The 22,345-nt window shown below is 72.0% G+C and carries 21 protein-coding genes; 3 read left to right on the forward strand and 18 right to left on the reverse strand.

Going from position 1 to position 22,345, the window contains the following annotated elements:
- Positions 1 to 33: 33 nt before the first annotated feature.
- From BM339_RS41555 to pgsA, 18 genes are all read right to left on the reverse strand, one after another.
- Positions 34 to 2,208, reverse strand: coding sequence for a RelA/SpoT family protein (locus BM339_RS41555; protein WP_033332044.1), 2,175 nt, complete (start codon positions 2,206 to 2,208; stop codon positions 34 to 36).
- Positions 2,209 to 2,649: 441 nt separating this feature from the next.
- Positions 2,650 to 3,174 carry an adenine phosphoribosyltransferase gene (locus tag BM339_RS41560; RefSeq protein WP_021593383.1) on the reverse strand — a complete coding sequence of 175 codons (525 nt, stop codon included), beginning with the start codon at positions 3,172 to 3,174 and terminating at the stop codon, positions 2,650 to 2,652.
- Between the two features lie 17 nt (positions 3,175 to 3,191).
- Positions 3,192 to 4,370: a protein translocase subunit SecF gene (secF, locus tag BM339_RS41565; RefSeq protein WP_021593382.1), complete on the reverse strand. Its 1,179-nt coding sequence runs from the start codon at positions 4,368 to 4,370 to the stop codon at positions 3,192 to 3,194.
- Positions 4,371 to 4,372: 2 nt separating this feature from the next.
- Positions 4,373 to 6,172 carry a protein translocase subunit SecD gene (gene secD / locus BM339_RS41570; RefSeq protein ID WP_244938620.1) on the reverse strand — a complete coding sequence of 600 codons (1,800 nt, stop codon included), beginning with the start codon at positions 6,170 to 6,172 and terminating at the stop codon, positions 4,373 to 4,375.
- A gap of 42 nt (positions 6,173 to 6,214) precedes the next feature.
- The gene (gene yajC / locus BM339_RS41575; protein ID WP_021593380.1) at positions 6,215 to 6,721 is read right to left on the reverse strand and encodes a preprotein translocase subunit YajC; all 507 of its coding nucleotides are present in this window, start codon (positions 6,719 to 6,721) and stop codon (positions 6,215 to 6,217) included.
- 177 nt (positions 6,722 to 6,898) lie between these two features.
- Entirely contained in the window at positions 6,899 to 7,966 is a 1,068-nt protein-coding gene (gene ruvB / locus BM339_RS41580; protein WP_024935470.1) for a Holliday junction branch migration DNA helicase RuvB, read from the reverse strand.
- Between the two features lie 107 nt (positions 7,967 to 8,073).
- Positions 8,074 to 8,679 (reverse strand): Holliday junction branch migration protein RuvA, encoded by a 606-nt coding sequence (gene ruvA / locus BM339_RS41585; RefSeq protein ID WP_075024416.1) that lies wholly within the window; start codon positions 8,677 to 8,679, stop codon positions 8,074 to 8,076.
- On the reverse strand, positions 8,676 to 9,251 hold the full coding sequence (gene ruvC / locus BM339_RS41590) for a crossover junction endodeoxyribonuclease RuvC (protein ID WP_021593377.1): 576 nt from the start codon (positions 9,249 to 9,251) through the stop codon (positions 8,676 to 8,678). The genes ruvA and ruvC overlap by 4 nt, the downstream gene beginning before the upstream one ends.
- 56 nt (positions 9,252 to 9,307) lie before the next feature.
- Positions 9,308 to 10,459, reverse strand: coding sequence for a GNAT family N-acetyltransferase (locus BM339_RS41595; protein ID WP_075024417.1), 1,152 nt, complete (start codon positions 10,457 to 10,459; stop codon positions 9,308 to 9,310).
- Positions 10,460 to 10,557: 98 nt separating this feature from the next.
- Positions 10,558 to 11,313: a YebC/PmpR family DNA-binding transcriptional regulator gene (locus tag BM339_RS41600; RefSeq protein WP_021593375.1), complete on the reverse strand. Its 756-nt coding sequence runs from the start codon at positions 11,311 to 11,313 to the stop codon at positions 10,558 to 10,560.
- A gap of 3 nt (positions 11,314 to 11,316) precedes the next feature.
- Positions 11,317 to 11,934, reverse strand: a complete 618-nt coding sequence (gene pdxT / locus BM339_RS41605; protein ID WP_024935471.1) for a pyridoxal 5'-phosphate synthase glutaminase subunit PdxT — start codon at positions 11,932 to 11,934, stop codon at positions 11,317 to 11,319.
- Between the two features lie 101 nt (positions 11,935 to 12,035).
- The gene (locus tag BM339_RS41610; protein WP_021593373.1) at positions 12,036 to 12,650 is read right to left on the reverse strand and encodes a DUF6928 family protein; all 615 of its coding nucleotides are present in this window, start codon (positions 12,648 to 12,650) and stop codon (positions 12,036 to 12,038) included.
- 197 nt (positions 12,651 to 12,847) lie between these two features.
- A complete protein-coding gene (pdxS, locus tag BM339_RS41615) occupies positions 12,848 to 13,765 on the reverse strand; it encodes a pyridoxal 5'-phosphate synthase lyase subunit PdxS (protein WP_024935472.1) in 918 nt (305 codons plus the stop codon).
- 136 nt (positions 13,766 to 13,901) lie between these two features.
- Positions 13,902 to 14,933, reverse strand: coding sequence for a DUF3048 domain-containing protein (locus BM339_RS41620; RefSeq protein ID WP_075024418.1), 1,032 nt, complete (start codon positions 14,931 to 14,933; stop codon positions 13,902 to 13,904).
- A gap of 95 nt (positions 14,934 to 15,028) precedes the next feature.
- Entirely contained in the window at positions 15,029 to 15,583 is a 555-nt protein-coding gene (locus tag BM339_RS41625) for a LemA family protein (RefSeq protein ID WP_083598472.1), read from the reverse strand.
- A gap of 11 nt (positions 15,584 to 15,594) precedes the next feature.
- Positions 15,595 to 16,755, reverse strand: a complete 1,161-nt coding sequence (locus BM339_RS41630; protein ID WP_021593369.1) for a glycosyltransferase family 4 protein — start codon at positions 16,753 to 16,755, stop codon at positions 15,595 to 15,597.
- Positions 16,756 to 16,782: 27 nt separating this feature from the next.
- Entirely contained in the window at positions 16,783 to 17,712 is a 930-nt protein-coding gene (locus BM339_RS41635) for a phosphatidylinositol mannoside acyltransferase (RefSeq protein WP_075024419.1), read from the reverse strand.
- On the reverse strand, positions 17,709 to 18,407 hold the full coding sequence (pgsA, locus tag BM339_RS41640) for a phosphatidylinositol phosphate synthase (RefSeq protein ID WP_083598473.1): 699 nt from the start codon (positions 18,405 to 18,407) through the stop codon (positions 17,709 to 17,711). Before pgsA ends, BM339_RS41635 begins: the two co-directional genes overlap by 4 nt.
- A gap of 326 nt (positions 18,408 to 18,733) precedes the next feature.
- Between pgsA and BM339_RS41645 the strand changes: the two genes are divergently transcribed.
- Genes BM339_RS41645 through BM339_RS41655 form a run of 3 tightly spaced genes read left to right on the forward strand, consistent with a single transcriptional unit; the run spans position 18,734 to position 22,339 of the window.
- Positions 18,734 to 20,896 (forward strand): elongation factor G-like protein EF-G2, encoded by a 2,163-nt coding sequence (locus tag BM339_RS41645; RefSeq protein WP_021593366.1) that lies wholly within the window; start codon positions 18,734 to 18,736, stop codon positions 20,894 to 20,896.
- A gap of 55 nt (positions 20,897 to 20,951) precedes the next feature.
- Entirely contained in the window at positions 20,952 to 21,407 is a 456-nt protein-coding gene (locus BM339_RS41650; RefSeq protein WP_075024420.1) for a hypothetical protein, read from the forward strand.
- Positions 21,404 to 22,339, forward strand: a complete 936-nt coding sequence (locus BM339_RS41655; protein ID WP_075024421.1) for a hypothetical protein — start codon at positions 21,404 to 21,406, stop codon at positions 22,337 to 22,339. Before BM339_RS41650 ends, BM339_RS41655 begins: the two co-directional genes overlap by 4 nt.
- Positions 22,340 to 22,345 lie beyond the last annotated feature (6 nt).

A 22,345-nucleotide genomic window follows, 5' to 3' on the forward strand; every position in this document is an offset into this window, starting at 1 on the left:
GGAGAGCGGCCGCCGGCTCCGGCGGCCGCTTTTCTACTGGGTGGCGCCGCTGGTCACCCGGTAGACGTCGTAGACGCCGTCGATCGACCGGACCGCCTTCAGGACGTGGCCGAGATGCTTCGGGTCGCCCATCTCGAAGGTGAAGCGGCTGACGGCGACGCGGTCGCGGGTGGTGGTGACCGACGCCGACAGGATGTTCACGTGCTGGTCCGACAGGACGCGCGTCACGTCCGACAGCAGCCGCGGCCGGTCGAGCGCCTCGACCTGGATGGCGACGAGGAAGACCGAGTCCTCGCCCGGGGACCACTTGACGTCGATCAGCCGGTCCGGCTGCGACTTGAGGCTGGCGACGTTGGCGCAGTCGGTGCGGTGCACGGACACGCCGTGGCCGCGGGTCACGAACCCGACGATGCCGTCTCCCGGCACCGGGGTGCAGCAGCGCGACAGCCGGACCCACACGTCGGGATCGTCGGCGACGACGACGCCCGGGTCGCCGGCGGGCCGGCCGCGCTTGCGGCGGGTCGGCAGCGCGATCTCGGCGAGGTCCTCCTCGGCGCTCTCCACGCCGCCGAGGGCGTCCACCAGCCGCTGGACGACATGCTGCGCCGACACCTGGCTCTCGCCGACGGCCGCGTACAGCGACGACACGTCCGGGTAGCGCATGTCGCGGGCGAGGGCGAGCAGCGCCTCGCCCGACATCATCCGCTGGAGCGGCATGTTCTGCTTGCGCATCGCGCGGGCGATGGCGTCCTTGCCGGACTCGATCGCGGTGTCGCGGCGCTCCTTGGAGAACCAGTGCTTGATCTTGTTGCGGGCGCGGGCGCTCTTGACGAAGCCGAGCCAGTCGCGGCTCGGGCCGGCGTCCTGCGACTTGGAGGTGAAGACCTCGACGGTGTCGCCGTTGTCGAGGGTCGATTCGAGGGGGACGAGGCGCCCGTTGACGCGGGCGCCGATACATCGGTGCCCGACCTCGGTGTGGATCGCGTACGCGAAGTCGACGGGGGTCGCGCCCTGCGGCAGGGCGATCACGTCGCCCTTCGGGGTGAACACGAACACCTCGGAGACCGACAGGTCGAAGCGCAGCGACTCCAGGAACTCGGCCGGGTCGGCGGTCTCCTTCTGCCAGTCGAGGAGCTGGCGGAGCCACTGCATGTCACCGGCCTTGCGGCCGCCGACCGTCTCCTCCTTGTACTTCCAGTGCGCGGCGACGCCGTACTCGGCCCGGCGGTGCATCCCCCAGGTGCGGATCTGCAGCTCGACGGGCTTGCCCTCGGGACCGATCACCGTCGTGTGCAGCGACTGGTACATGTTGAACTTCGGCATCGCGATGTAGTCCTTGAACCGGCCGGGGACCGGGTTCCACCGCGCGTGGATCGAGCCGAGGGCGGCGTAGCAGTCGCGGACGCTGTCGACGAGGACCCGGATGCCGACCAGGTCGTAGATGTCGTCGAAGGAGACGTCCCGCGCGATCATCTTCTGGTAGATCGAGTAGTAGTGCTTCGGGCGCCCGGTGACGGTGGCCTTGATCCGCGCCTCGCGCAGGTCGGTCGAGACGTTCTCGATGACCTCCTGCAGGTACACGTCGCGGCGCGGGGCGCGCTCGGACACCAGCCGCGCGATCTCGTCGAACCGCTTGGGGTACATCGTGGCGAACGCGAGGTCCTCCAGCTCCCACTTCAGCGTGTTCATCCCGAGGCGGTGCGCGAGCGGCGCGAACACCTCCAGGGTCTCGCGGGCCTTCTTCTCCTGCTTGTGCCGCGGCATGTAGCGCAGCGTGCGCATGTTGTGCAGCCGGTCGCCGAGCTTGATCACCAGGACGCGGATGTCGCGGGACATCGCCACGACCATCTTGCGGACGGTCTCGGCCTCGGCGGCCTCCCCGTACTTGACCTTGTCCAGCTTGGTGACGCCGTCGACGAGCGCGGCGATCTCGTCGCCGAAGTCGGCGCTCAGCTGGTCGAGGGTGTAGGGGGTGTCCTCGACGGTGTCGTGCAGCAGCGCCGCGCACAGCGTCTCGGTGTTCATGCCGAGCTCGGCGAGGATGGTGGCGACCGCGAGGGGGTGCGTGATGTACGGGTCGCCGCTCTTGCGCTTCTGGTGGCGGTGGTAGTGCGCGGCCACGTCGTAGGCGCGCTCGATCAGCCGGAGGTCCGCCTTCGGATGCGTGTTGCGGACCGTCTTGATCAGTGGTTCCAGTACCGGGTTCATAGCGGGGCCGCGCTGGGCGCCCAACCTGGCGAGCCTACGGCGCACCCGGGCGGCGGACGGCGGAATCGTGGCCGGCGTGGGCCTGGACGGGACGGCGGTCTCGGACGCGTCGTCGGCGTCCGCGGGAGTTCCTGCGGCTTCGGCGGGGGGAGGGTCGGTCCGGGGGGCCTGGGCGGGAGGAGCGGGGGTCTTGGACTCGGTCGCGGGCGGGGCGCTCGGCGGGCTCGCCGCGGCGGCCCGCTCGCCGGCTTCGGGCGGCCGGTCATCGCGCGGTGGCGCGCGCCGTTCGTCCGCGGCCGCCTTCACCGCGTCGGTCGATACCACCTCACCGGGCACTCAGCCTCCCTGATCGCTTGGACGCCGTGTGCTGCCCGCCCCGCGGGTCGCGCCCGTCCCCACCGGACCCCTGATGGCGCCAGTGTATCCGGCACCTATTTCGTACTAGACCGTAACCAGGGAATGGACGTCCAGATTCCCCAGTTTGTCGCGCCCGTGCAGGAACGACAGTTCGAGGAGGACCGACAGCCCGACGACGTCACCGCCGCCGCGGCGGACGAGGTCGGCGGCAGCCCTGGCCGTCCCTCCGGTGGCCAGGACGTCGTCGACGATCAGCACACGGTCGCCGGGGTCGAGCGCGTCGAGGTGCATCTCGATCGTCTCGGTCCCGTACTCGAGATCATAGGTCTCACCGTCCGTCGCCGCGGGCAGTTTCCCCTTCTTGCGCACCGGCACGAAGCCGGCGCCGAAGTGGTAGGCGACGGGGGCGGCGAGGATGAACCCGCGCGCCTCGATCCCGACGATCTTGTCGATGGTGCCGCGGCCGTGGTGGTTGACGACCGCGTCGACCACCCCGGCGAACGCGACATGGTCGGCCAGCAGGGGCGTGATGTCCTTGAAGACCACTCCCGGCTTGGGGTAGTCGGGGATGTCGCGGATCCGCTCCTGGATCAGCTTGCCGAGGTCCACGTCCGAGTGTCTCCCGCCTACTTGCCGCCGCGGCGCTGCTGCCGGGTGCCGCGTTTCGGTTGCTGCCGCGTCCCGGTCTGCACGACCTTCCGCACGGTGACGGTGCTCCGGACGTCCGGGGCCGCGTCGGCGTCACCGGACGGCGCGCCGTCCGGTGTGTCCTCCGGCGCGTCGTCGGACGCGTCGCCGGCCCCGCGGGCGCCGGTCTTCACCTTCAGCGTCTTGGCCTGCCGCTTCGCGCTCTGCTCCCGCCGGGCGATGTTCTCCCGGATCTGCTTGAACTTCGGCTCGCGCTCCTTGAACTGGACGAGCAGCGGGGTCGCCACGCAGATCGAGGAGTACGTACCGACGATCATGCCGACGAACAGGGCGAGCGACAGGTCCTTGAGCGTGCCCGCGCCGAACAGCGTGGTGCCGATGAACAGGATCGCGCCGACCGGCAGGATCGCGACCAGCGAGGTGTTCAGCGACCGGACCAGGGTGCTGCTGAGCGCCTGGTTGGCGGCCTCGCTGTAGGTCGTCTTGGAGGTCGCGGTGAGCGGTTTGGTGACCTCCTTGATCATGTCGAAGACGACGACCGCGTCGTACAGCGAGTAGCCGAGGATGGTCAGGAAGCCGAGCAGCGTGGCCGGGGTGACCTCGAAGCCGGACCAGGCGTAGACGCCCGCCGTGATCACCAGGTCGTGGACGAGCGCGACGACCGCGGCCACGGCCATCCGCCACTCGAACGCCACCGACAGGTAGCCGATGATCAAGATCATGAAGACGAGCAGCGCCTGCCACGCCTTCTTCTGGATCTGGCCGCCCCACGAGGCGCCGACGACCTGGGTGCTGACCTTGTCCGCCGAGACGTTCAGCTCCTCGGCGACGGTCGACTTGACCTTGGTGACCTCCGTGGAGGAGAGGCTCTCGGTCGTCACCCGCCAGTCGCCGCCCGCCTTCTGCACGATGATCTGGTGGACGCCGCCCTCGGCGACGGCACCGCGCACCTGCTCGATCGAGGCGCTCGGCGCCTTGAAGGTGAAGACGGAGCCGCCCTTGAACTCCACGCCGAAGTTGAGACCCTGGACGAGCAGGCCGGCGATCGAGAGCGCCAGCAGCAGCCCGGAGATCGAGTACCAGACCTTCGGCCGGCCGACGATGTCGGCGCTGATCTCGCCCCGGTAGATCCGGGAGATGACCGCACGCGATCCCATGCTCAGGCCTCCTGGCTCGTCTTGCGGGCGGTCGCGGCGGGCGTGCCCTGCCCGGCCTTGTGCAGGCGGGTCGGGTCGAGCCCGGACAGCGGATGCCCCCGCCCGAAGAACTTCGTCCGCGACAGCAGCGCGACCAGCGGCTTGGTGAAGAAGAACACCACCACGACGTCGATGAGCGTGGTGAGGCCCATCGCGAACGCGAACCCGGCCACGCCGCCGACCGCGAGGAAGTACAGCACCAGCGCGGCGAGGAAGGTGACGGCGTCGGCGACGAGGATGGTGCGCCGCGCCCGTTTCCAGGCGTTCTCGACCGACGAGCGCAGCTTGCGGCCGGCTCTCAGCTCGTCCCGCAGCCGCTCGAAGTAGACGATGAACGAGTCCGCGGTGATGCCGATGGAGACGATCAGGCCGATGATGTGCGGCAGCGAGAGCCGGAAGCCCATCCCCTCACCGAGGATCACCACCGACAGGTAGGTGACGGCCGACGCCACGACCAGGCTGGACACCGCGACCAGGCCGAGGCCCCGGTAGTAGAACATGCAGTACAGCACCACCAGGCCGAGGCCGATCGCGCCCGCGATCAGGCCGCCGGTCAGCTGGTCGGAGCCCAGCGTGGACGACACCTCGTCGATGGAGCTCTGCGTGAACTCCAGCGGCAGCGCACCGTACTTGAGCACGTTGGCGAGGTCGGTGGCGTACTGCTGGTCGAAGCTGTCGGGCGGGCCGTCGATGCTGGCGGTGCCGCCGGTGATCGGGCCCTCCCGGATCGAGGGCGCCGAGACGACCTGGCCGTCCAGGATGATCGCGACCTGCGCCCGCGGGGAGGACGGGTCCTGCTGGTAGGCCGCGGACGCGTCGGTGGTGACCGCCCCGAACTGGCGGGCGCCCTTGCCGTCGAACTTCAGCGAGACCGACCAGCTGGCCTGGCCCTGCGAGGCGTCCGGCGGCATCGCGGCGGCCTCGTCGACGTTCTCGCCCAGCACCCGGACCGGACCGAGGATGTACTTGGCGACCTGGTCGCTCTCCTCGTCCTGGTCGCAGGCGGCGACGAACTTGCGGTTCGGGTCGTTGGCGCCGGGGGCGCGCCGGTCGCCGCCGTAGCAGTCGAGCGCCTCGAACTGCTTGATGACGGCCTTGTCCGTCACGCCGGGGTAGTCCTGCGCGGGGGGCGCCGGCTGCCCGGACGGCTGGCCGAGCGGCGACGACGCCGACGGCGAGGGCGACGGGGTCCCCGTGCCGGACGGGGAGGGGGTCGGGGCGGTCAGGGCGCCCGACAGGGCCCGGCCGCGCGGCGTGGACGACGGCGACCCGGACGGGGAGGCCGACGCGGACGGCGACGGGCTCTTGCCCTCGTCCTTCCCGCCCTGGCCCTTCGTGGACGGGCTCGCGGACGGCGACGGCGCGCCCCCGGCGGACGGGCGCCCGTCGGCCACCGCGAACACCTGGCGGAACTGCAGCTTCGCCGTCGTGCCGATCAGGTTGACGACGCGGCCCTGCCCCTCACCGGGGACGTTCACCACGATGTTGTTGCTGCCCTGCTTGGTGACCTCGGCGTCGGACACCCCCAGGCCGTTGACGCGCTGCGTCATGATCTTGACGGCCTGGTCCATCTGCTCGGCCGGGGGGTTCTTGCCGTTCGACGTCTTGGCCGTGAGGGTCACGGTCGTCCCGCCGGCGAGGTCGAGACCGAGTTTCGGGGTCTTCTGCCCCTGCCAGACCGCGAGTCCCGCCAGGACCGCCATGACCGCGAACAGCGCGAGGAGCGTGCGCCCCGGCTTGGGAGCGTTGTTGGGCGGAGCCACTTGTCGTCGTACTTCCCGTCTTTGTCGTCGCCGTGGGGAGGGTCAGGCGGTCTTGTCCGCCTTGACCTTCGCCTTCCCCTTCGGCTTGGACTCGGGCTCGCCGTCCTCGTCCTCGGTCTCCGCCGCCTCGTCGGCCGCGCCGTCCTTGGACAGGTCGACCTCGGACCCGTCCTTGTCCAGGTCGACGCCCTCGCCGTCCTCGTCCCGGTCGTCGTCCTCCTCGTCGAGCTCGTCGTCGAGGTCCTCGGGCTCCTCGTCCTTGAGGACCTGCATGACGGCCTGCTTGACGAAGCGGACCTCCACGCCGTCGGCGATCTCCAGCACGAGGCCGTCGTCGTCGACCTCCACCACGGTGGCGCGGATGCCGCTGGTCGTCAGGACGCGGGCCCCCGGCTCCATGGCGTTCTGCATCTGCATCTGCTCTTTCCGGCGCTTGCTCTGCGGCCGGATCAGCAGAAAGTAGAAGACCAGGGGAACGGCGAGGAGGAGGAGCAGGTTGAATGCCCCGCTGCCGCCCGCGCTCTCCGCGAGAATCATTTCGCTGCCCATTACCGGGGCGTCCTTCCGATGTCGATTGCCCAGCCTGTGACCGGACCGGTCACGTTCACGGGACCGCCGGCTGGAGACGGTGAACCAAGTCCCGGAGTCTAGAGAGTACGCCAGACACCGGCAACGACGTGACGATCGGCGACGCCGGGAAGTTCCCAACCCGTTACCGGATGATCACTATTCCGGCGCACCGGTGTCCTCTCCCAGGTCGAACAGCGTACCCGCCATCGGAGCCGTGGGCGGCTGGGCGAGGCCCAGGTGCGCCCACGCGGCGGGCGTCGCGATCCGCCCGCGCGGCGTCCTGGCGAGCAGCCCCTGCCGGACGAGGAACGGCTCCGCGACGACCTCCACGGTCTCGGGCTCCTCCCCTACCGACACGGCCAGCGTCGACAGGCCCACCGGCCCGCCGCCGAACTTGCGCATCAGCGACTCCAGGACGGCACGGTCGAGCCGGTCCAGGCCCCGCTCGTCCACCTCGTACAACGCGAGGGCCGCGCGCGCCGATTCCCACGTGATCACCCCGTCGGCGCGGACCTCGGCGTAGTCGCGGACGCGGCGCAGCAGCCGGTTGGCGATGCGCGGCGTGCCGCGGGAGCGGCCGGCGACCTCGGCCGCGGCGTCGCCGTCGATCTCCACGTCCAGCAGCCGCGCCGACCGGTGGACGATGACCTCCAGCTCGGCGGGCTCGTAGAAGTCCATGTGCGCGACGAAGCCGAACCGGTCGCGCAGCGGGCCGGGCAGCATCCCCGCCCGGGTGGTGGCCCCCACCAGTGTGAACGGCGCGATGTCCAGGGGGATCGCGGTCGCGCCCGGCCCCTTGCCGACCACGACGTCGACGCGGAAGTCCTCCATGGCCATGTAGAGCATCTCCTCGGCGGGCCGCGCCAGCCGGTGGATCTCGTCCAGGAAGAGGACCTCGCCCTCGGCGAGCGTGGACAGCACGGCCGCGAGGTCGCCGGCGCGCTCGATCGCCGGACCGGAGGAGATCCGCAGCGGCTGCCCCAGCTCCGCCGCGATGATCATGGCGAGGGTGGTCTTGCCGAGCCCCGGCCCGCCGGACAGCAGCACGTGGTCGGGCGTCCGGCCCCGCCGCAGCGCGCTGTGCAGCACGAGCGACAGCTGCTCGCGCACCCGCTCCTGCCCGACGAAGTCGGCCAGCTTCTTCGGCCGCAGCGCGGCCTCGATCACCTGCTCCTCGGCCCCCACGGCATCAGCCGAGACAAGCCGCTCCGCATCCTCGCTCATCCCTGTTCCCTGTGGGGGGCGACCCCCCACACCCCCCGGTTCGCTACCGCTCATCCCTGTTCCCTGTGGGGGGCGACCCCCCACACCCCCCGGTTCGCTACCGCTCATCACTTGCTCAGCTTCTTAAGCGCCGACTTGAGCAGGGCGGCGACGGGCGGCGTGGGGCCGCCGTCCAGGTCGGCGGCGACGGCGTCCACGGCGGCGTCGGCGTCCTTGGCGGACCAGCCGAGGTTGACCAGGCCCATCTGGACCTGGTCACGCCACGGCTCGGCGCGGGCGGGCGCGCGCAGGTCGCCGGCGTCGTCGCCGCTGGGACCGCCGAGGCGGTCCTTCAGTTCCAGGACGATGCGCTGCGCGCCCTTCTTGCCGATGCCCGGCACCTTGGTGAGGGCGGTCATGTCGTCGGTGGCCACGGCGCGGCGCAGCGCGTTCGGCGTGTGCACGGCCAGCATCGCCAGGGCGAGGCGCGGCCCGACGCCGCTGGCGGTCTGCAGGAGCTCGAACACGGTGCGCTCGTCGTCGTCGGCGAACCCGAACAGGGTGAGGGAGTCCTCCCGGACGACCAGCGAGGTCGGCACCTTCGCCTCGTCGCCGACCCGCAGGCCGGCCAGGGTGGCGGGGGTGCACTGCACCGCCAGGCCGACGCCGTGCACGTCGATCACCGCCCCGTCGGGGCCCGCGGCGGCCACCCGGCCGCTGACGAACGCGATCACTGGACGCTTCCTCCTCTGCCTCGGGCGGCGAGCCGCTCCCGTTCGGCCCTGGCCGCCTCCTCGATCCGCGACCGCCGGGCCTGGGCGAGGCGCTGCTGCGCTCCCCCGCGCCACAGGTGGCAGATGGCCAGCGCGAGCGCGTCGGCCGCGTCCGCGGGCTTCGGCGCCGTCTCCAGCGACAGCAGCCGGGTCACCATGGCGGTCACCTGCGCCTTGTCGGCGCGGCCGTTCCCGGTGACGGCGGCCTTGGCCTCGCTCGGGGTGTGCAGCGCGACGGGCAGGCCGCGCCGGGCCGCCGCCAGCATGGCGATGCCGGCGGCCTGCGCCGTCCCCATGACGGTCCGGACGTTGTGCTGGGAGAACACGCGCTCGACGGCGACGGCGTCGGGCCGCAGCTCGTCCATGAGCGCCTCGATGCCCGCCTCGATGCCCAGCAGGCGCCGGGCGTGGTCCTCGTCGGGCGCGGTCCGCACGACCGACACGCGCACCAGGTGCAGCCGCCTCCCGGGAGCGCCCTCGACGACCCCCACCCCGCACCGGGTGAGCCCGGGGTCCACCCCCATCACCCGCACGGCCACTCCTTCGATCACCTGTTCGGCCGGACAACGCTATCAATCGGCGTCGCCGGTCAGAAGTAGTCCAGGGAGAACGGCGTGGCCGCGAACGCGGAGGAGAGTTCCTCCGCGCGCTCGCCGTGCAGGAGCCCGGAGCGGCGCAGGGTGGAGACGGGGATGCCCGCATACAGCGCGGACAGGCCGCGAGGGTCGACGCGTACGGCGGCGGGTGGCTCGGACGAGCGTTCGAGGCGCCCCTCGCCGTTCGCGATCTTCAGGCGCCAGTGGCCCGAGTTGGCGGGGCGCTGCGGGTCGTCGATCGTGAGGGGGACGTCGGCGGTGACGCCCGGCGGGTAGCCGCGCGCCGCGATCGCCGCCGGCGCGTCCACCACGCGCAGCATCCACTGGTGCCGGTGGACGGTCTCGAGCTCGCGTTCGCGGAGCAGCCACAGCACCGGGTCCGTGGGCGAGACGCAGGCCCGGACGGTCTTGGCCGTGGACGACCCGGACCCGACCATCGCCCATAGCGCCCTCAGCGTGCTCTCAGAGGACGCGACGAGCCGGCTGACCTCCAGCCCGGAGTTGCCCTCGGCCCAGCGGTAGGAGAGGAAACCGTCCTCGGCCAGGTAGGAGTAGGCGTCGCGGTCGTCAAGAAGGCCGCGCCACTTGGGTTCCGTCCAGCTCACCGGGCCGCAGTCGCGGGCGGACTCATGCGCTCGGCCGATGACCGCGGCGACCTCGGCGGCGTCCCCCGGCCCCGCCCTGCGCACCGGGACCGGCTCGGCGGTGACCGTGCGCAGCGCGTCGGCGGGGATCTCGATGTGGTGCTGAGCGCCCGCGTGCTCCCAGCCGAGCGAGCGGTAGAGCCGTGTCGTCGCGGGATAGAGCACGGCCAGCGGGTGGCCGAACGCGGCGCAGCGCTCCAGCAGGTGGGTCATCAACCGGCGGCCGAGGCCGCGGCCGCGCTCCTCCGGCGCGACCGTGATCGCGCCGACCCCCGCCATGGACACGGCCCGGCCGTGCCACCACTGGCTCATCTCCAGCAGCACGCCCGCGGCCACGATGCGGCCGCCGTCGAATCCGGCGAACTGCCGTCCCGCCTCCGCCGACGGCAGCGCCGCCCGGACGCTCCGCGTCCACGCCGCGTCCGGCATCGGCCCGAAGGCGCGGGACCGGATGTCGCGGACGGCGTCCATCTCGTCCGGCGCCAGCGCGCGTATCTCCATGGTCCAGAACGGTAGGCCATGCCTGAGACACCGAGCCCGGGACACCGAACGCCGCCGTCCCGGGGCGGGCGGCGGCGTTCGCGCGGCGTGCGGCGAGGTCAGGCGTCGATGGAGGCCATGACCTCGTCGGACACGTCGAAGTTGGCGTAGACGTCCTGGACGTCGTCGGAGTCCTCCAGGGCGTCCAGGAGGCGGAAGACCTTCTTGGCGTTGTCCTCGTCGAGCGGGACGGTGACGCTCGGCAGGAACTTGCTCTCCGCCGACTCGTAGTCGATCCCGGCGTCCACCAGGGCGGTGCGGACCGCGAGCAGGTCGCCGGCCTCGCTGACGACCTCGAAGTTCTCGTCGTCGAGGTCGTTGACCTCTTCGGCGCCGGCGTCCAGCACGGCCATCATCACGTCGTCCTCGCTGGTGCCCGTCTTGGGGACGATCACGACGCCCTTGCGGGCGAACATGTAGGACACCGAGCCCGGGTCGGCGAGGGAGCCGCCGTTGCGGGTGAGGGCGACGCGGACCTCGGACGCGGCCCGGTTGCGGTTGTCGGTCAGGCACTCGATGAGGACGGCCACACCGCCGGGGGCGTAGCCCTCGTAGGTAATGGTCTGCCAGTCCGCGCCGCCGGCCTCCTCACCGGCGCCCCGCTTGCGGGCGCGCTCGATGTTGTCGTTGGGGACGGAGTTCTTCTTCGCCTTGTAGATGGCGTCGTAGAGGGTGGGGTTCGCGTCGGGGTCGCCGCCGCCGGTGCGGGCGGCCACCTCGATGTTCTTGATCAGCTTGGCGAAGAGCTTGCCCCGCTTGGCGTCGAGGGCCGCCTTCTTGTGCTTGGTCGTCGCCCACTTGGAATGGCCGGACATCTGTCAATCCTCCTCTGTGGTCCGGCGCACCAGATCGGCGAAGTAGTGGTGCACGCGGAAGTCGCCTGTCAACTCCGGATGGAACGCGGTCGCCATGAGGCGCCCCTGGCGGACGGCGACGATCCTACCGGCGTTCGGGCCGCTCTCCGCGCGTCCGAGGACCTCGACGGCCTCGCCGACGGACTCCACCCAGGGTGCGCGGATGAAAACCGCGTGGTACGGCGTGTCTCCCATTCCGGTCAGCGGCACCTCGGCCTCGAAGGAGTCGACCTGCCGGCCGAACGCGTTGCGCCGCACGGTCATGTCGATCCCGCCGACTGTCTCCTGGCCCGCCGCGCCGTCCCGGATCCGGTCCGCCAGCATGATCATGCCGGCGCAGGAGCCGTACGCGGGCATCCCGGCCTCGATCCGCTTGCGCAGCGGGTCGAGCAGGTCGAACGAGCGCGCCAGCCGCCACATCGTGGTGGACTCCCCGCCGGGCAGGACCAGCCCGTCGACCTCCTCCAGCTCGCCGGGGCGGCGCACAGCGAGCGCGCGCGCTCCGGCCGCCTCCAGCGCGTGCGCGTGCTCGCGCACGTCGCCCTGGAGGGCGAGGACACCGATCGTGGGCACAGCTGTCACGTGGAAACCTTCCGGGGTGCGGGGTCATCTCAACCCTAGACCTCTAACAACGCCGCACGACCTGGCGGCTCTTCCCCGGTGCGGGGGCGGCCCCTCGCCGATCAGGCGTGCTTGAAGCGGCGCACCGGGAGTTCGAGCGGGAGGAAGCCGTCCTTGCCCCGGTCGGCGATGCCACGTCCGAACATGTGCGCCTCGGCGAGCGCGAGGCCGAACTCCTCGGGGTCGAACGGCAGCGGGACGTCCGGGGCGCCCGCGTCGATGGCGCGCCAGAACGGCCGCTCGGCGGGCAGCCGCTCGCCCTGGTCGACGACGACGCCGTCCTCGGCCGTGACGAACACGTCGCGGCGCAGCTCGCCGGACTCGTACCAGCGGAACCAGCAGCCGCGGATGACGTTGTGCAGGACGAGCACGCCGCAGCAGGAGCCGGGCAGCGCGGCGGCGGCGGTGTCGGCGATCCGGCGGGCGTCGTCGTCGAGGCAGAACAGCCGCCGGTCGCACAGCAGCAGCGCGCGCTCGAACGCGCCGACGAACAGCTCGTCCTCGTACGGCCACAGCGCGAAGTCCAGGACCGTGTCGCCGGTCTCGGTGAGGGTGGCCGCGGGATAGAGGCCGCGCGCGATCGTCGCGGCGGCGTCCGGATCGGGCACCAGGCCCGGCCGGAACACCTCGGTGGGTTCACCCGCGCTCGCGCACGCCAGCGCGACCGACCAAGCCATGCTCTCCCCTCCCGCGGCCGGGCACCGCCCGCACCGGCCGCGCCGCCAGCGTAAACCCTGGCAGGGGCCGCTGTGGAGAGGGGCACCCACCTGACCGCCCGGTCACGCGGACCGGGCGGCGCGCGCCTCGCGGGCGCCTGCTCAGCGGCGCCTGATCAGCGGCCCCTGATCAGCGGCCCCTGATCAGCGGCAGGGCGTCACCAGCCGCGGCCGGCGAACTTCTGGTCCTCGCCGAGGGAGGCGGCGTTGATGCCGACCATCGCCTCGCCGAGCCCGCGGGACACCTTGGCGATCACGTCGGGGTCGTCGTGGAAGGTGGTGGCCTTCACGATGGCCTCGGCGCGCTGGGCCGGGTTGCCGGACTTGAAGATGCCGGAGCCGACGAAGACGCCCTCCGCGCCGAGCTGCATCATCATCGCGGCGTCGGCGGGGGTGGCGATGCCGCCGGCGGTGAACAGCACCACGGGCAGCTTCCCGGCCTGCGCCACCTCCTTGACCAGCTCGTAGGGGGCCTGGAGCTCCTTGGCCGCGACGTACAGCTCGTCCTCGGGCAGGTTCTGCAGGCGGCGGATCTCCTGCCGGATCTTGCGCATGTGCGTCGTGGCGTTGGAGACGTCGCCGGTGCCCGCCTCGCCCTTGGAGCGGATCATCGCCGCGCCCTCGGTGATGCGGCGCAGCGCCTCGCCGAGGCTCGTGGCGCCGCAGACGAACGGGACGGTGAACGCCCACTTGTCGATGTGGTTGTCGTAGTCGGCGGGCGTGAGCACCTCGGACTCGTCGATGTAGTCGACGCCGAGGGCCTGCAGCACCTGGGCCTCCACGAAGTGGCCGATGCGGGCCTTGGCCATGACCGGGATGGACACCGCGGCGATGATCCCGTCGATCATGTCGGGGTCGCTCATCCGGGAGATGCCGCCCTCGGCGCGGATGTCGGCGGGGACCCGCTCCAGGGCCATGACGGCGACCGCGCCGGCGTCTTCGGCGATCTTCGCCTGCTCGGGCGTGACGACGTCCATGATCACGCCGCCCTTGAGCATCTCCGCCATGCCGCGCTTGACGCGGGCGGTCCCGGTCTCGGGCGCGGCGTTCTCAGGAGCGGAAGTGGAAGTGGACACGGGCATTCCTCACGTGACGGACGACAAGTCGCTTTCCATGGTATTGCCTGCTCGCACGACCTCTCGACCCGGCAGAGTGTCAACGTGCGGCGCCCGCCGCTTACGAAGTGACGGAACCGGGCGGTGCGCGCATGCGCTATGGGGTGTAAGGCTTGCCGTCGTTGACGAGAAGCACCCAGACCTGGCCGGGGGCGAAGTTCATGGGCTTGCCGTCCGCCGCGGTGAAGGTGGTGCCCTTGCCCTCGGACGGCCGCGACCACTTGGCCTTGTAGGACTTCCCGTCGCGCAGGACGACGGCCCGCCCGGTGCCGGTGGTGTGGATCAGGGGCGTGTAGCTGCCGAGGAAGTCGTGGAACTTCGACCGGGTCGTCTTGGCGTACTGGATGACGACGGTCTTGCCGCCGAGGCGCCCGCCCTCGGCGGCGCGGTCGGGACGCCCGCCCCAGCTGGCGAGCCACCGCTTCTCCTTCGCCGACCAGGTGAACCCCATGGTCGCGGCCGGCCACCTGGCGGTGAAGGACTTGGTCCGCTTGCCGCCGGCCGGGGCCTCCCCGAAGCGGAACCCGATGTCGCGCGGCTTGCCCGCCTTCGGGGCGCGCTTCAGCAGGTTCTTGGGGTCGGCGTAGAGGTTGTACGGGATGGGCTTGGCGCCGGACCGGAAGTAGGCGCCGCCCGCCTTCTCCTGCGAGATGTCGTACAGCGGCGCCTTCCGGATGTACTTCTTCATCTTGCTCTGGACGCCGGAGAACGCGAACGCGGGGCGCCCGAATTGCGGCAGGATGTGCAGGTCGGAGATGCGGGCGCTGCGCACCGGCCCGACGCGCTTCGGCAGCTTGGACGAGTAGACGGCCATCAGCCGCGTCTCGCCGCCCTCGACCTGCTCGACGTAGACGATGTCGGCGTCCTTCACGCCGCTCTGCGGGAACGCGGGCGCGGTGTTCTCGATCTTGACGGCGAGGACGGGATTGTCCAGGCCCTTGCGGCCGCCGGTGAACGGGTGCGTCGCGGGCTCGGGCGTCCCGCTCTCCAGGGGCGTGCCGGAGCTCTTCGGCGGCGGCGCCGTCTTCGGGCCCCCGGAGTCCGAGCAGGCCTGCAGCGCGGCGCCGGCGACGAGGACGCCGAGACCCGCGGCGACGCGGCCCGGGACGGTGCCCCATACGGAACGCACGATGTACCCCTCCCTTGGACGGTCTGCCAGAGGGTAGCGAACGTGGTCGGATGCGCCGCCCCGCCCAGCGGTACGGGCCGGCGCCGCCGGTGTGATCAACGCGGCGGTCGGATTCCGGGCGGATCGTCGTCGATCTCGAAGAAGTCCGGCAGCGGGGCGCGGCCGGCGAGGGGCAGGATCCGGATCAGCGGCTTGCGGCGCGCGATGCGGGCCTGGGACACGGCGTCGTTGTAGAAGCGGCGGGCGTAGGCGACCTTCGCCGCCGCGGACGACAGCTCCTCCAGCACCGCGCCCCCGTCGCCGGCGCCCCGGGCGGAGAGGGTGTCGACGAACCCGGGCTGGTCGACGGCCGCGCGCAGCGCCCGGGACAGGTCGCTCTCGGCGAACTCGCGGGCGTCGGCGTCGGCGGTGCGCGCCTCGTGGGCGGCGGTGGCCAGCACCAGGCTGGTGGCCGGGTCCAGCAGCCGGGACGCGGCCAGCTCCAGCGTGGCGGCGGCCCTCCTGACCAGCGCGGCGTCCAGCGCGGCGCGGGCCGTCTCGACGCGGACGTGCAGCCGGTCCAGCCGGGTGGCGCGCCACGACACGTACACGGCGACCAGGAAGGCGACGGCGACCCAGAACAGGACGTCGATGATCCAGTCGTAGGACATCCGGCGGCCTCCTAGGTGCCGTGGCCGGACTCGACGACGACGGCGCGGCCGCCGGTGACCGTCTCGTAGACCCTCACCACGTCGCGGGCCACGGACGACCAGTCGTAGGCGCGCACGGCCGCGCGGGCCTCCGCGGACAGCTGCTTGCGGCGGGCCGGGTCGTCCAGCAGCTCGGCCGCCGCCGCGGCGAGCGCCTCGTGGTCGCCCACCGGGAACAGGACGCCGGCCCGGCCGCCGCGCAGCACCCGGTCGAACGCCTCGATGTCGCTGGCCAGGATCGGGGCGCCCGCCGACATCGCCTCGGCGAGCACGATGCCGAAGCTCTCGCCGCCGAGGTTGGGCGCGACGAACACGTCCACCGAGTGGTAGGCGCGGACCTTGTCGTGCTCGCTGACCATGCCGAGCACGACGACGCGCTCGCGCAGCCCGGGCGGCACCCGGGACATCACGTCGCCGGCGTCGCCGGGCCCGGCGAGCAGCAGCCGCAGCCCGGGCCGGCGGCGGCCGAGGATCTCGAACGCGCGCAGCAGCACCTGCAGCCCCTTGCGGGGCTCGTCCATCCTGCCGAGGAAGCCGAGCGCCTCCCCGTCCCCGGAGCCGGATGCCCCCGCCCTGCCGCGCCAGCCGGGCAGCGGCTCGGCCATCGCGTACCGCTCGGTGGCGACCCCGTTGGGGATCAGCACCGCGTCGCCGCCGAGGTGCTCGACCAGGGTGGTGCGGGCGGCCTCGGACACCGCGATCCGGCCGGTGATCTTCTCCAGCGCGCTCTGCAGGATCGGCGCGGTGACCGACACCACGCGGGACTTCTCGTAGGACGCGTGGAAGGTGCCGACGATGGGGCCGTCCGCCGCCCAGCAGGCGAGCAGCCCGAGCGAGGGCGCGGCGGGCTCGTGGACGTGCAGGACGTCGAAGCCGCCGTCGTTGATCCAGCGCCGGACCCGGCCGGCCGACAGGAACCCGAACGCCAGCCGCGCCACCGAGCCGTTGTAGGGGACGGGCACGGCGCGCCCGGCCGACACGGCGTAGGCCGGCAGGTCGGCCTCGTCGTCGGCGGGCGTGATCACCGACACCTCGTGGCCGAGCGCGATCAGCGCCTCGGCGAGGTCGCCGATGTGCTGCTGCACGCCGCCCGGGACGTCCCAGGTGTACGGGCAGACGATGCCGACCTTCATGCGATGCCGACCTTCATGGCCCGGTCCTCATCCCCCGCCGCCCGCCAGGTCGTCGACCCAGACCTTCTGCAGCATGTGCCAGTCCTCCGGGTGCGCGGCGATGCCCGCCTCGAAGACCCGCGCGAGCTCCTGGGTCATGGCCTGGATCTTCTCCTGTCTGCCGCCCTCGTCCGGGACCGGGATCTCCTCGTGGACCCGCGCCGCCCAGTACTCGCCCTCATACCAGAGTGTCACGGGAATGAGCGCGGCGCCCGTCTGCAGCGCGAGCGCGGCCGAGACGGCGGGCATCCGGGCGGTGGCGCCGAAGAACTCGACGTCGACACCGCTCGCGGTCAGGTCGCGGTCGACGACGAGGCACACCGGCCGCCCCGCGCGGAGCCGCTGCGCCATCCGCCCGTACGCCGAGGCGCCCGTGTGGGCGAGGACCTCCATGCCGAGGCTCTCGCGGAACTCGACGAACCGGTCGAACAGCGACTCCGGCTTGAGCCGCTCGGCGACCGTGGTGAACGGGTAGCCGCAGTGCACGAGCCACGCCCCGGCGTGCTCGTAGTTGCCCATGTGGGGCAGGGCCAGGATCACGCCGCGCCCGGCGTCGAGGTTGGTGAAGATCTTCTTCTCGCCGGTGACGCGCATCCGGCCGAGGATCCGCCCCCGGTCGTACTCGGGGAGCCGGAACACCTCCAGCCAGTAGCGGAAGTAGGAGCGCAGCACCTTCTTGCTGAGGACGCGGACCTCGTCGTCGACGGCGTCCTTGCCGAGGACGCGGCACAGGTTCTTCTCCAGCTGCCGCACGCCGCCGCCGTAGCGGTGCCAGGTGCGGTCGGCGAGGGCGGCGAACGCCAGCCGTGCCGCGCTCTCCGGCATCTTGCGCACGACCGTCCAGCCCAGGGCGTAGACGGCGTCGGTCACCTCATCGCGAAGCGACGGCGTAGCCTCTCCGCGGCGGGGCGTGGTCATCGATGGGGCTCCGGCGTCTTCTGCGCCCCGTTGCCGGCACCGTTGTCGGCCCCGTCACCGGCACCGTTCCCGGCATTGTCGCCCGCTCCCGGCCCCGCGCCGTCCCTGGCCTGGACGTAGACGGTGGCGAAACGCTGCCCGACCGTGATCGTGCTGAGCACGGCGAGCGCCCACAGCGCGACGGCGAGGATGAAGGGGACGCCGAGCCCGTCGAACCCGGCCGCGACCAGCGCGACGATGAGGCGTTCCGCGCGCTCGGCGATGCCCACGTCGCAGGTGTAGCCGAGCCCTTCGGCGCGGGCCTTGGCGTAGGACACCACGACCCCGGAGACGAGGCAGTACAGGGCGACGGCGGCGAGGGGCTCCTGGCCGTCCCGGTACAGCCCGATCATCAGCCCGGAGAAGATCGCGGCGTCGGCGACCCGGTCCATGGTGGAGTCCAGGAACGCGCCGAACTTGGAGATCTTCCCGGTGACCCGGGCGACCGCGCCGTCGAGCATGTCGAACAGCACGAACGCGGTGATGACCATCGTCCCCCAGAAGAACTCCCCTCGCGGGAAGAGGACGAGCGCTCCGGCGGCGACGCCCGCGGTCCCGATGACGGTGATGGCGTTGGGCGACACTCCGGTCCGCGCGACCGCCTGTCCGACGGGGGTGAGGACGCGCCCCAGCGCGGGCCTGATCTTGTTGAGCATCGCCGTCCGTTCTCGACTGGTCTCCGGGGTGCCGGCCTCCGCACGCGGGACGGGCCGCCGGCCGTGGCGCGCCCATCGTAGTGCGGACCTCGCCGGCCCGTGGTCAGGGCGGGGTTTGGGGGCCGCGCGGCACGGACAGATCACGGTTGATTGCCGTTCACCCCTTGTGGTCCCGGCCATCACGGGAAAGGGTGTTGGCACGGGTGTGACGTCGGTCACGCGCGCTACGAGGTCGGACGCCGCACTCGGACGTCAGGGCCGGGCCCGCCGGGCCGGGCCCCAGCCGCACGCGGGCCTCCGCGAGAGGCCCGTCCGAGGAGGTAGTCATGGCGGACAAGGGAGGCCACCCGGGAGCCCCCGGCAGGGCACCGGAGGCCGGCGGGTGCGACAGGGTGCGCAATGTCGCGCTGGTCGGCCATTCGGGGGCAGGCAAGACGACGCTCGTCGAGGCGCTGCTCGCCGCCACGGGCACGCTGCAGCGGGCCGGCAAGGTCGAGGACGGCACCACCGTCAGCGACTTCGACGAGGTCGAGATGCGCCAGCAGCGCTCGGTCAACCTCGCGCTCGCCCCGCTCGTGCACGGGGACGTCAAGGTCAATCTCATCGACACGCCCGGTTACGCCGACTTCGTCGGCGACCTGCGCGCCGGGCTCCGCGCCGCCGACGCAGCGCTGTTCGTGATCTCGGCGGTGGACGGCATCGACGGGCTCACCCGGATGATCTGGGACGAGTGCGCCGCGGTGCAGATGCCCCGCGCGGTCGTCATCACCAAGATCGACCAGCAGCGCGGCGACTTCGACGACGTGGTCCTCACCTGCCAGGACGTGTTCGGCGAGGGCGTCGCGCCGCTGTACTTCCCGGCCGGCGGAGGCGACGGCCTGAAGGGCCTGATCGGGCTGCTGTCGCAGCGCTGCCTCGACTACTCCAGCGGGGAGCGCGTCGAGTGCATGCCGGACCCGGAGTACCTGGACCAGATCTCCGAGCAGCGCGCGTCGCTGATCGAGGGCATCATCCAGGAGAGCGAGGACGAGAGCCTCATGGACAGGTACCTGTCCGGCGAGGACATCGACGTCAAGGCGCTCATCGAGGACCTGGAGACCGCGGTGGCGCGCGGCAGCTTCTACCCCGTCCTCGCGACCTCGGTCCCGCACGGCGACCACCCCGGGCCGGTCATCGGGATGCTGGAGCTCCTGGAGGTCATGACGCAGGCCTTCCCGTCCCCCCTCGAACACGGGATCCCGACCGTGACGCCGGTGAAGGGCGGGCCGCCCAGGGAGATCACCTGCGATCCCGAAGGCCCGCTGGTCGCCGAGGTCGTCAAGACCACGTCCGACCCGTACGTCGGGCGGATCTCGCTGGTCCGGGTGTTCTCCGGCACGCTGCGCCCCGACACGACCGTGCACGTCTCCGGGCACGGCATGGAGGACCGCGGCCACGAGGACCACGACGTCGACGAGCGCATCGGCGCCCTCACCTCGCCGCTGGGCAAGACGCAGCGGACCATGTCGTCCTGCATCGCCGGCGACGTCTGCGCGGTGGCTAAGCTCGGCCGCGCCGAGACCGGCGACACCCTGTCCGACCCGGGCTCGCCCGTGGTGATGGCGCCCTGGTCGATGCCGGACCCGCTCCTGCCGGTGGCGATCCGCGCCAAGTCCAAGGCCGACGAGGACAAGCTCAGCCAGGCGCTCGGCCGGCTCGTCGCCGAGGACCCGACGCTGCGGCTGGAGAACAACTCCGAGACCCGCCAGCTGGTGCTGTGGTGCATGGGGGAGGCGCACGCCGACGTGCTCATCGAGAGGCTCCGCAGCCGGTACGGCGTGGAGGTCGAGCGCGTCGACCTGCGCGTGCCGCTGCGGGAGACGTTCGGCGGCAAGGCCAAGGGCCTCGGCCGGCACGTCAAGCAGAGCGGCGGGCACGGCCAGTACGGCATCTGCCACATCGACGTGGAGCCGCTCCCCTCCGGTGAGGGCTTCGAGTTCGTCGACAAGATCGTCGGCGGGGTCGTGCCGCGGCAGTTCATCCCGTCGGTGGAGAAGGGCGTCCGGCAGCAGATGGAACGCGGCGTCTCGGCCGGGTACCCGCTGGTCGACATCAAGGTCACGCTGCACGACGGGAAGGCGCACTCGGTCGACTCGTCCGACATGGCGTTCCAGGCGGCGGGGGCGCTCGCGCTCAAGGACGCGGCCGGCCAGGTGCCGATCCTGCTGCTGGAACCGGTCGACGAGGTCGACGTGCTGATCGCCGACGAGTACGTGGGCCCGATCATGTCCGACCTCACCTCCCGCCGCGGCCGGGTGCTCGGCTCCCAGGCGGTTCCCGGCGGCCGCACCATGATCAAGGCGGAGGTGCCGCAGCTGGAGATCATCCGGTACGCGATCGACCTTCGCTCGATGTCGCAGGGGACCGGCACGTTCAGCCGCTCGTTCCTGCGGTACGAGCCGCTCCCGTCGCATCTCGCCGAGAAGGTGGCCGCCGCCAAGGACGGCTGACCCGGCTGGGCCGATGCCCCGCCCGGCGCCCCGGGCGGGGCTCTAGGCTTGTCCGGTGAGTCTTCCTGTCCTCCGCCTCACGCCTCGCGCGCGGCTCTGGCGGTCCCTCTCCGGCGCCGCGGTCGTCGGCGCCCTGCTGTGCAGCAGCGCGTTCGGAAGCAACGACCATTTCCCGCTCGGGCCGATGACGCAGTACGCGTTCTCGGTGAAGGACGACGGCGGCACCATCAACTCCTTCTGGCTGGAGGCCGACACCGCCGCGGGCACGCACGTGGAGCTGTCCCGGGGCGCGGCGGGAACGGGGATGAAGCGCGCCGAGATCGAGGGGCAGATGGACCGGATCGTCCACCACCCGGCCATGCTGCAGGGCATCGCCGAGGGGCAGCACCGGCTGCACCCGGACTGGCCGAGGCTGACCAGGATCTACGTCGTGCAGGAGATCAGGACGCTCCGGCACGGCAAGGTCGTGTCGACGACCAAGCGCAACCGCGTCGTCTGGGACGTGCGATGACCGCCGCCGCGACCCCGGAGGCGCCGCGTCCCGTCCGGTCCTCGCGGGACGCCGCCGGCCCGTCCCGCACGGCGTGGGACCGCTGGTGGTTCGGGCCCGTCCCGCGTGCGCGGATCGCGTGGCTGCGGATCATCGGCTACGCGTTCCTGCCGTTCGACATGCTGCTGCTGACCAGCAGCTCGCTGGCGCACGCGCGGCTGCCGGCCGACCTGTACCGGCCGGTCCTGCTCGGCCGGCTGCTGCACCTTCCCGCGCCCACCCCGTGGGCCATGTACACGCTGCTGGCGGTGACGATCGGGGCCGGCCTCGTCGCCGCGACCGGCCGCTTACTGCCCCGTGCGAGCGGCTACGCCGCCGCGGGCGGGTACCTGTGGTGGGTCACGGTCAGCATGTCGTACGGCAAGGTCGACCACGACCACCTGGCGCTCGTCGTCGCGCTGTTCGTGCTGCCGAGCGTCGGGCGCGCGAAGGTCGGCGACACCGCGCGCTGCGAGGCGTCGGCGTGGTCGGTGCGCGGCATCCAGATCGCGGTGGTCGCGGCCTACTTCCTGTCCGCGTGGGCGAAGGTGCGCATCGGCGGGTTCCCCGCGTGGCCGAACGGGTCGACCGTCCAGTGGGCACTGAGCCGCCGCGGTACCCCGATCGGACGCGTCTTCATCGACCATCCGCTGCTGCTGAAGGCCAGCCAGTGGTTCATGTTCATGGCCGAGGCCATCTCACCGGTGCTGCTGTTCCTGCGCGGGCGGCCCCTGTATCTGCTGGTGCTGTTCTTCGCGGGCTTCCACGTCGTGACCTACGCGCTGATGACGATCCACTTCCTGCCGCACGCCATCTGGCTCGCCGCCTTCCTGCCGCTGGAGCGGCTCACCGTGCTGCTGCCCGAGCGGCTGCGCGGCCGGGCACCGGAGGCGGGCGAGCCCGCCGCCTCCTGACGGCGA

This window comes from Actinomadura madurae (genome assembly GCF_900115095.1).
GTDB lineage: Bacteria > Actinomycetota > Actinomycetes > Streptosporangiales > Streptosporangiaceae > Spirillospora > Spirillospora madurae.

Coding starts and splice junctions, on each gene's coding strand:
- BM339_RS41555 (WP_033332044.1), bottom strand. CDS start 2,208: ATGAACCCGGTACTGGAACCACTGATCAAGACGGTCCGCAACACGCAT.
- secF (WP_021593382.1), bottom strand. CDS start 4,370: ATGGGATCGCGTGCGGTCATCTCCCGGATCTACCGGGGCGAGATCAGC.
- yajC (WP_021593380.1), bottom strand. CDS start 6,721: ATGGGCAGCGAAATGATTCTCGCGGAGAGCGCGGGCGGCAGCGGGGCA.
- ruvB (WP_024935470.1), bottom strand. CDS start 7,966: ATGAGCGAGGATGCGGAGCGGCTTGTCTCGGCTGATGCCGTGGGGGCC.
- BM339_RS41595 (WP_075024417.1), bottom strand. CDS start 10,459: ATGGAGATACGCGCGCTGGCGCCGGACGAGATGGACGCCGTCCGCGAC.
- BM339_RS41600 (WP_021593375.1), bottom strand. CDS start 11,313: ATGTCCGGCCATTCCAAGTGGGCGACGACCAAGCACAAGAAGGCGGCC.
- BM339_RS41610 (WP_021593373.1), bottom strand. CDS start 12,650: ATGGCTTGGTCGGTCGCGCTGGCGTGCGCGAGCGCGGGTGAACCCACC.
- BM339_RS41625 (WP_083598472.1), bottom strand. CDS start 15,583: ATGTCCTACGACTGGATCATCGACGTCCTGTTCTGGGTCGCCGTCGCC.
- BM339_RS41630 (WP_021593369.1), bottom strand. CDS start 16,755: ATGAAGGTCGGCATCGTCTGCCCGTACACCTGGGACGTCCCGGGCGGC.
- BM339_RS41635 (WP_075024419.1), bottom strand. CDS start 17,712: ATGACCACGCCCCGCCGCGGAGAGGCTACGCCGTCGCTTCGCGATGAG.
- pgsA (WP_083598473.1), bottom strand. CDS start 18,407: ATGCTCAACAAGATCAGGCCCGCGCTGGGGCGCGTCCTCACCCCCGTC.
- BM339_RS41645 (WP_021593366.1), top strand. CDS start 18,734: ATGGCGGACAAGGGAGGCCACCCGGGAGCCCCCGGCAGGGCACCGGAG.
- BM339_RS41655 (WP_075024421.1), top strand. CDS start 21,404: ATGACCGCCGCCGCGACCCCGGAGGCGCCGCGTCCCGTCCGGTCCTCG.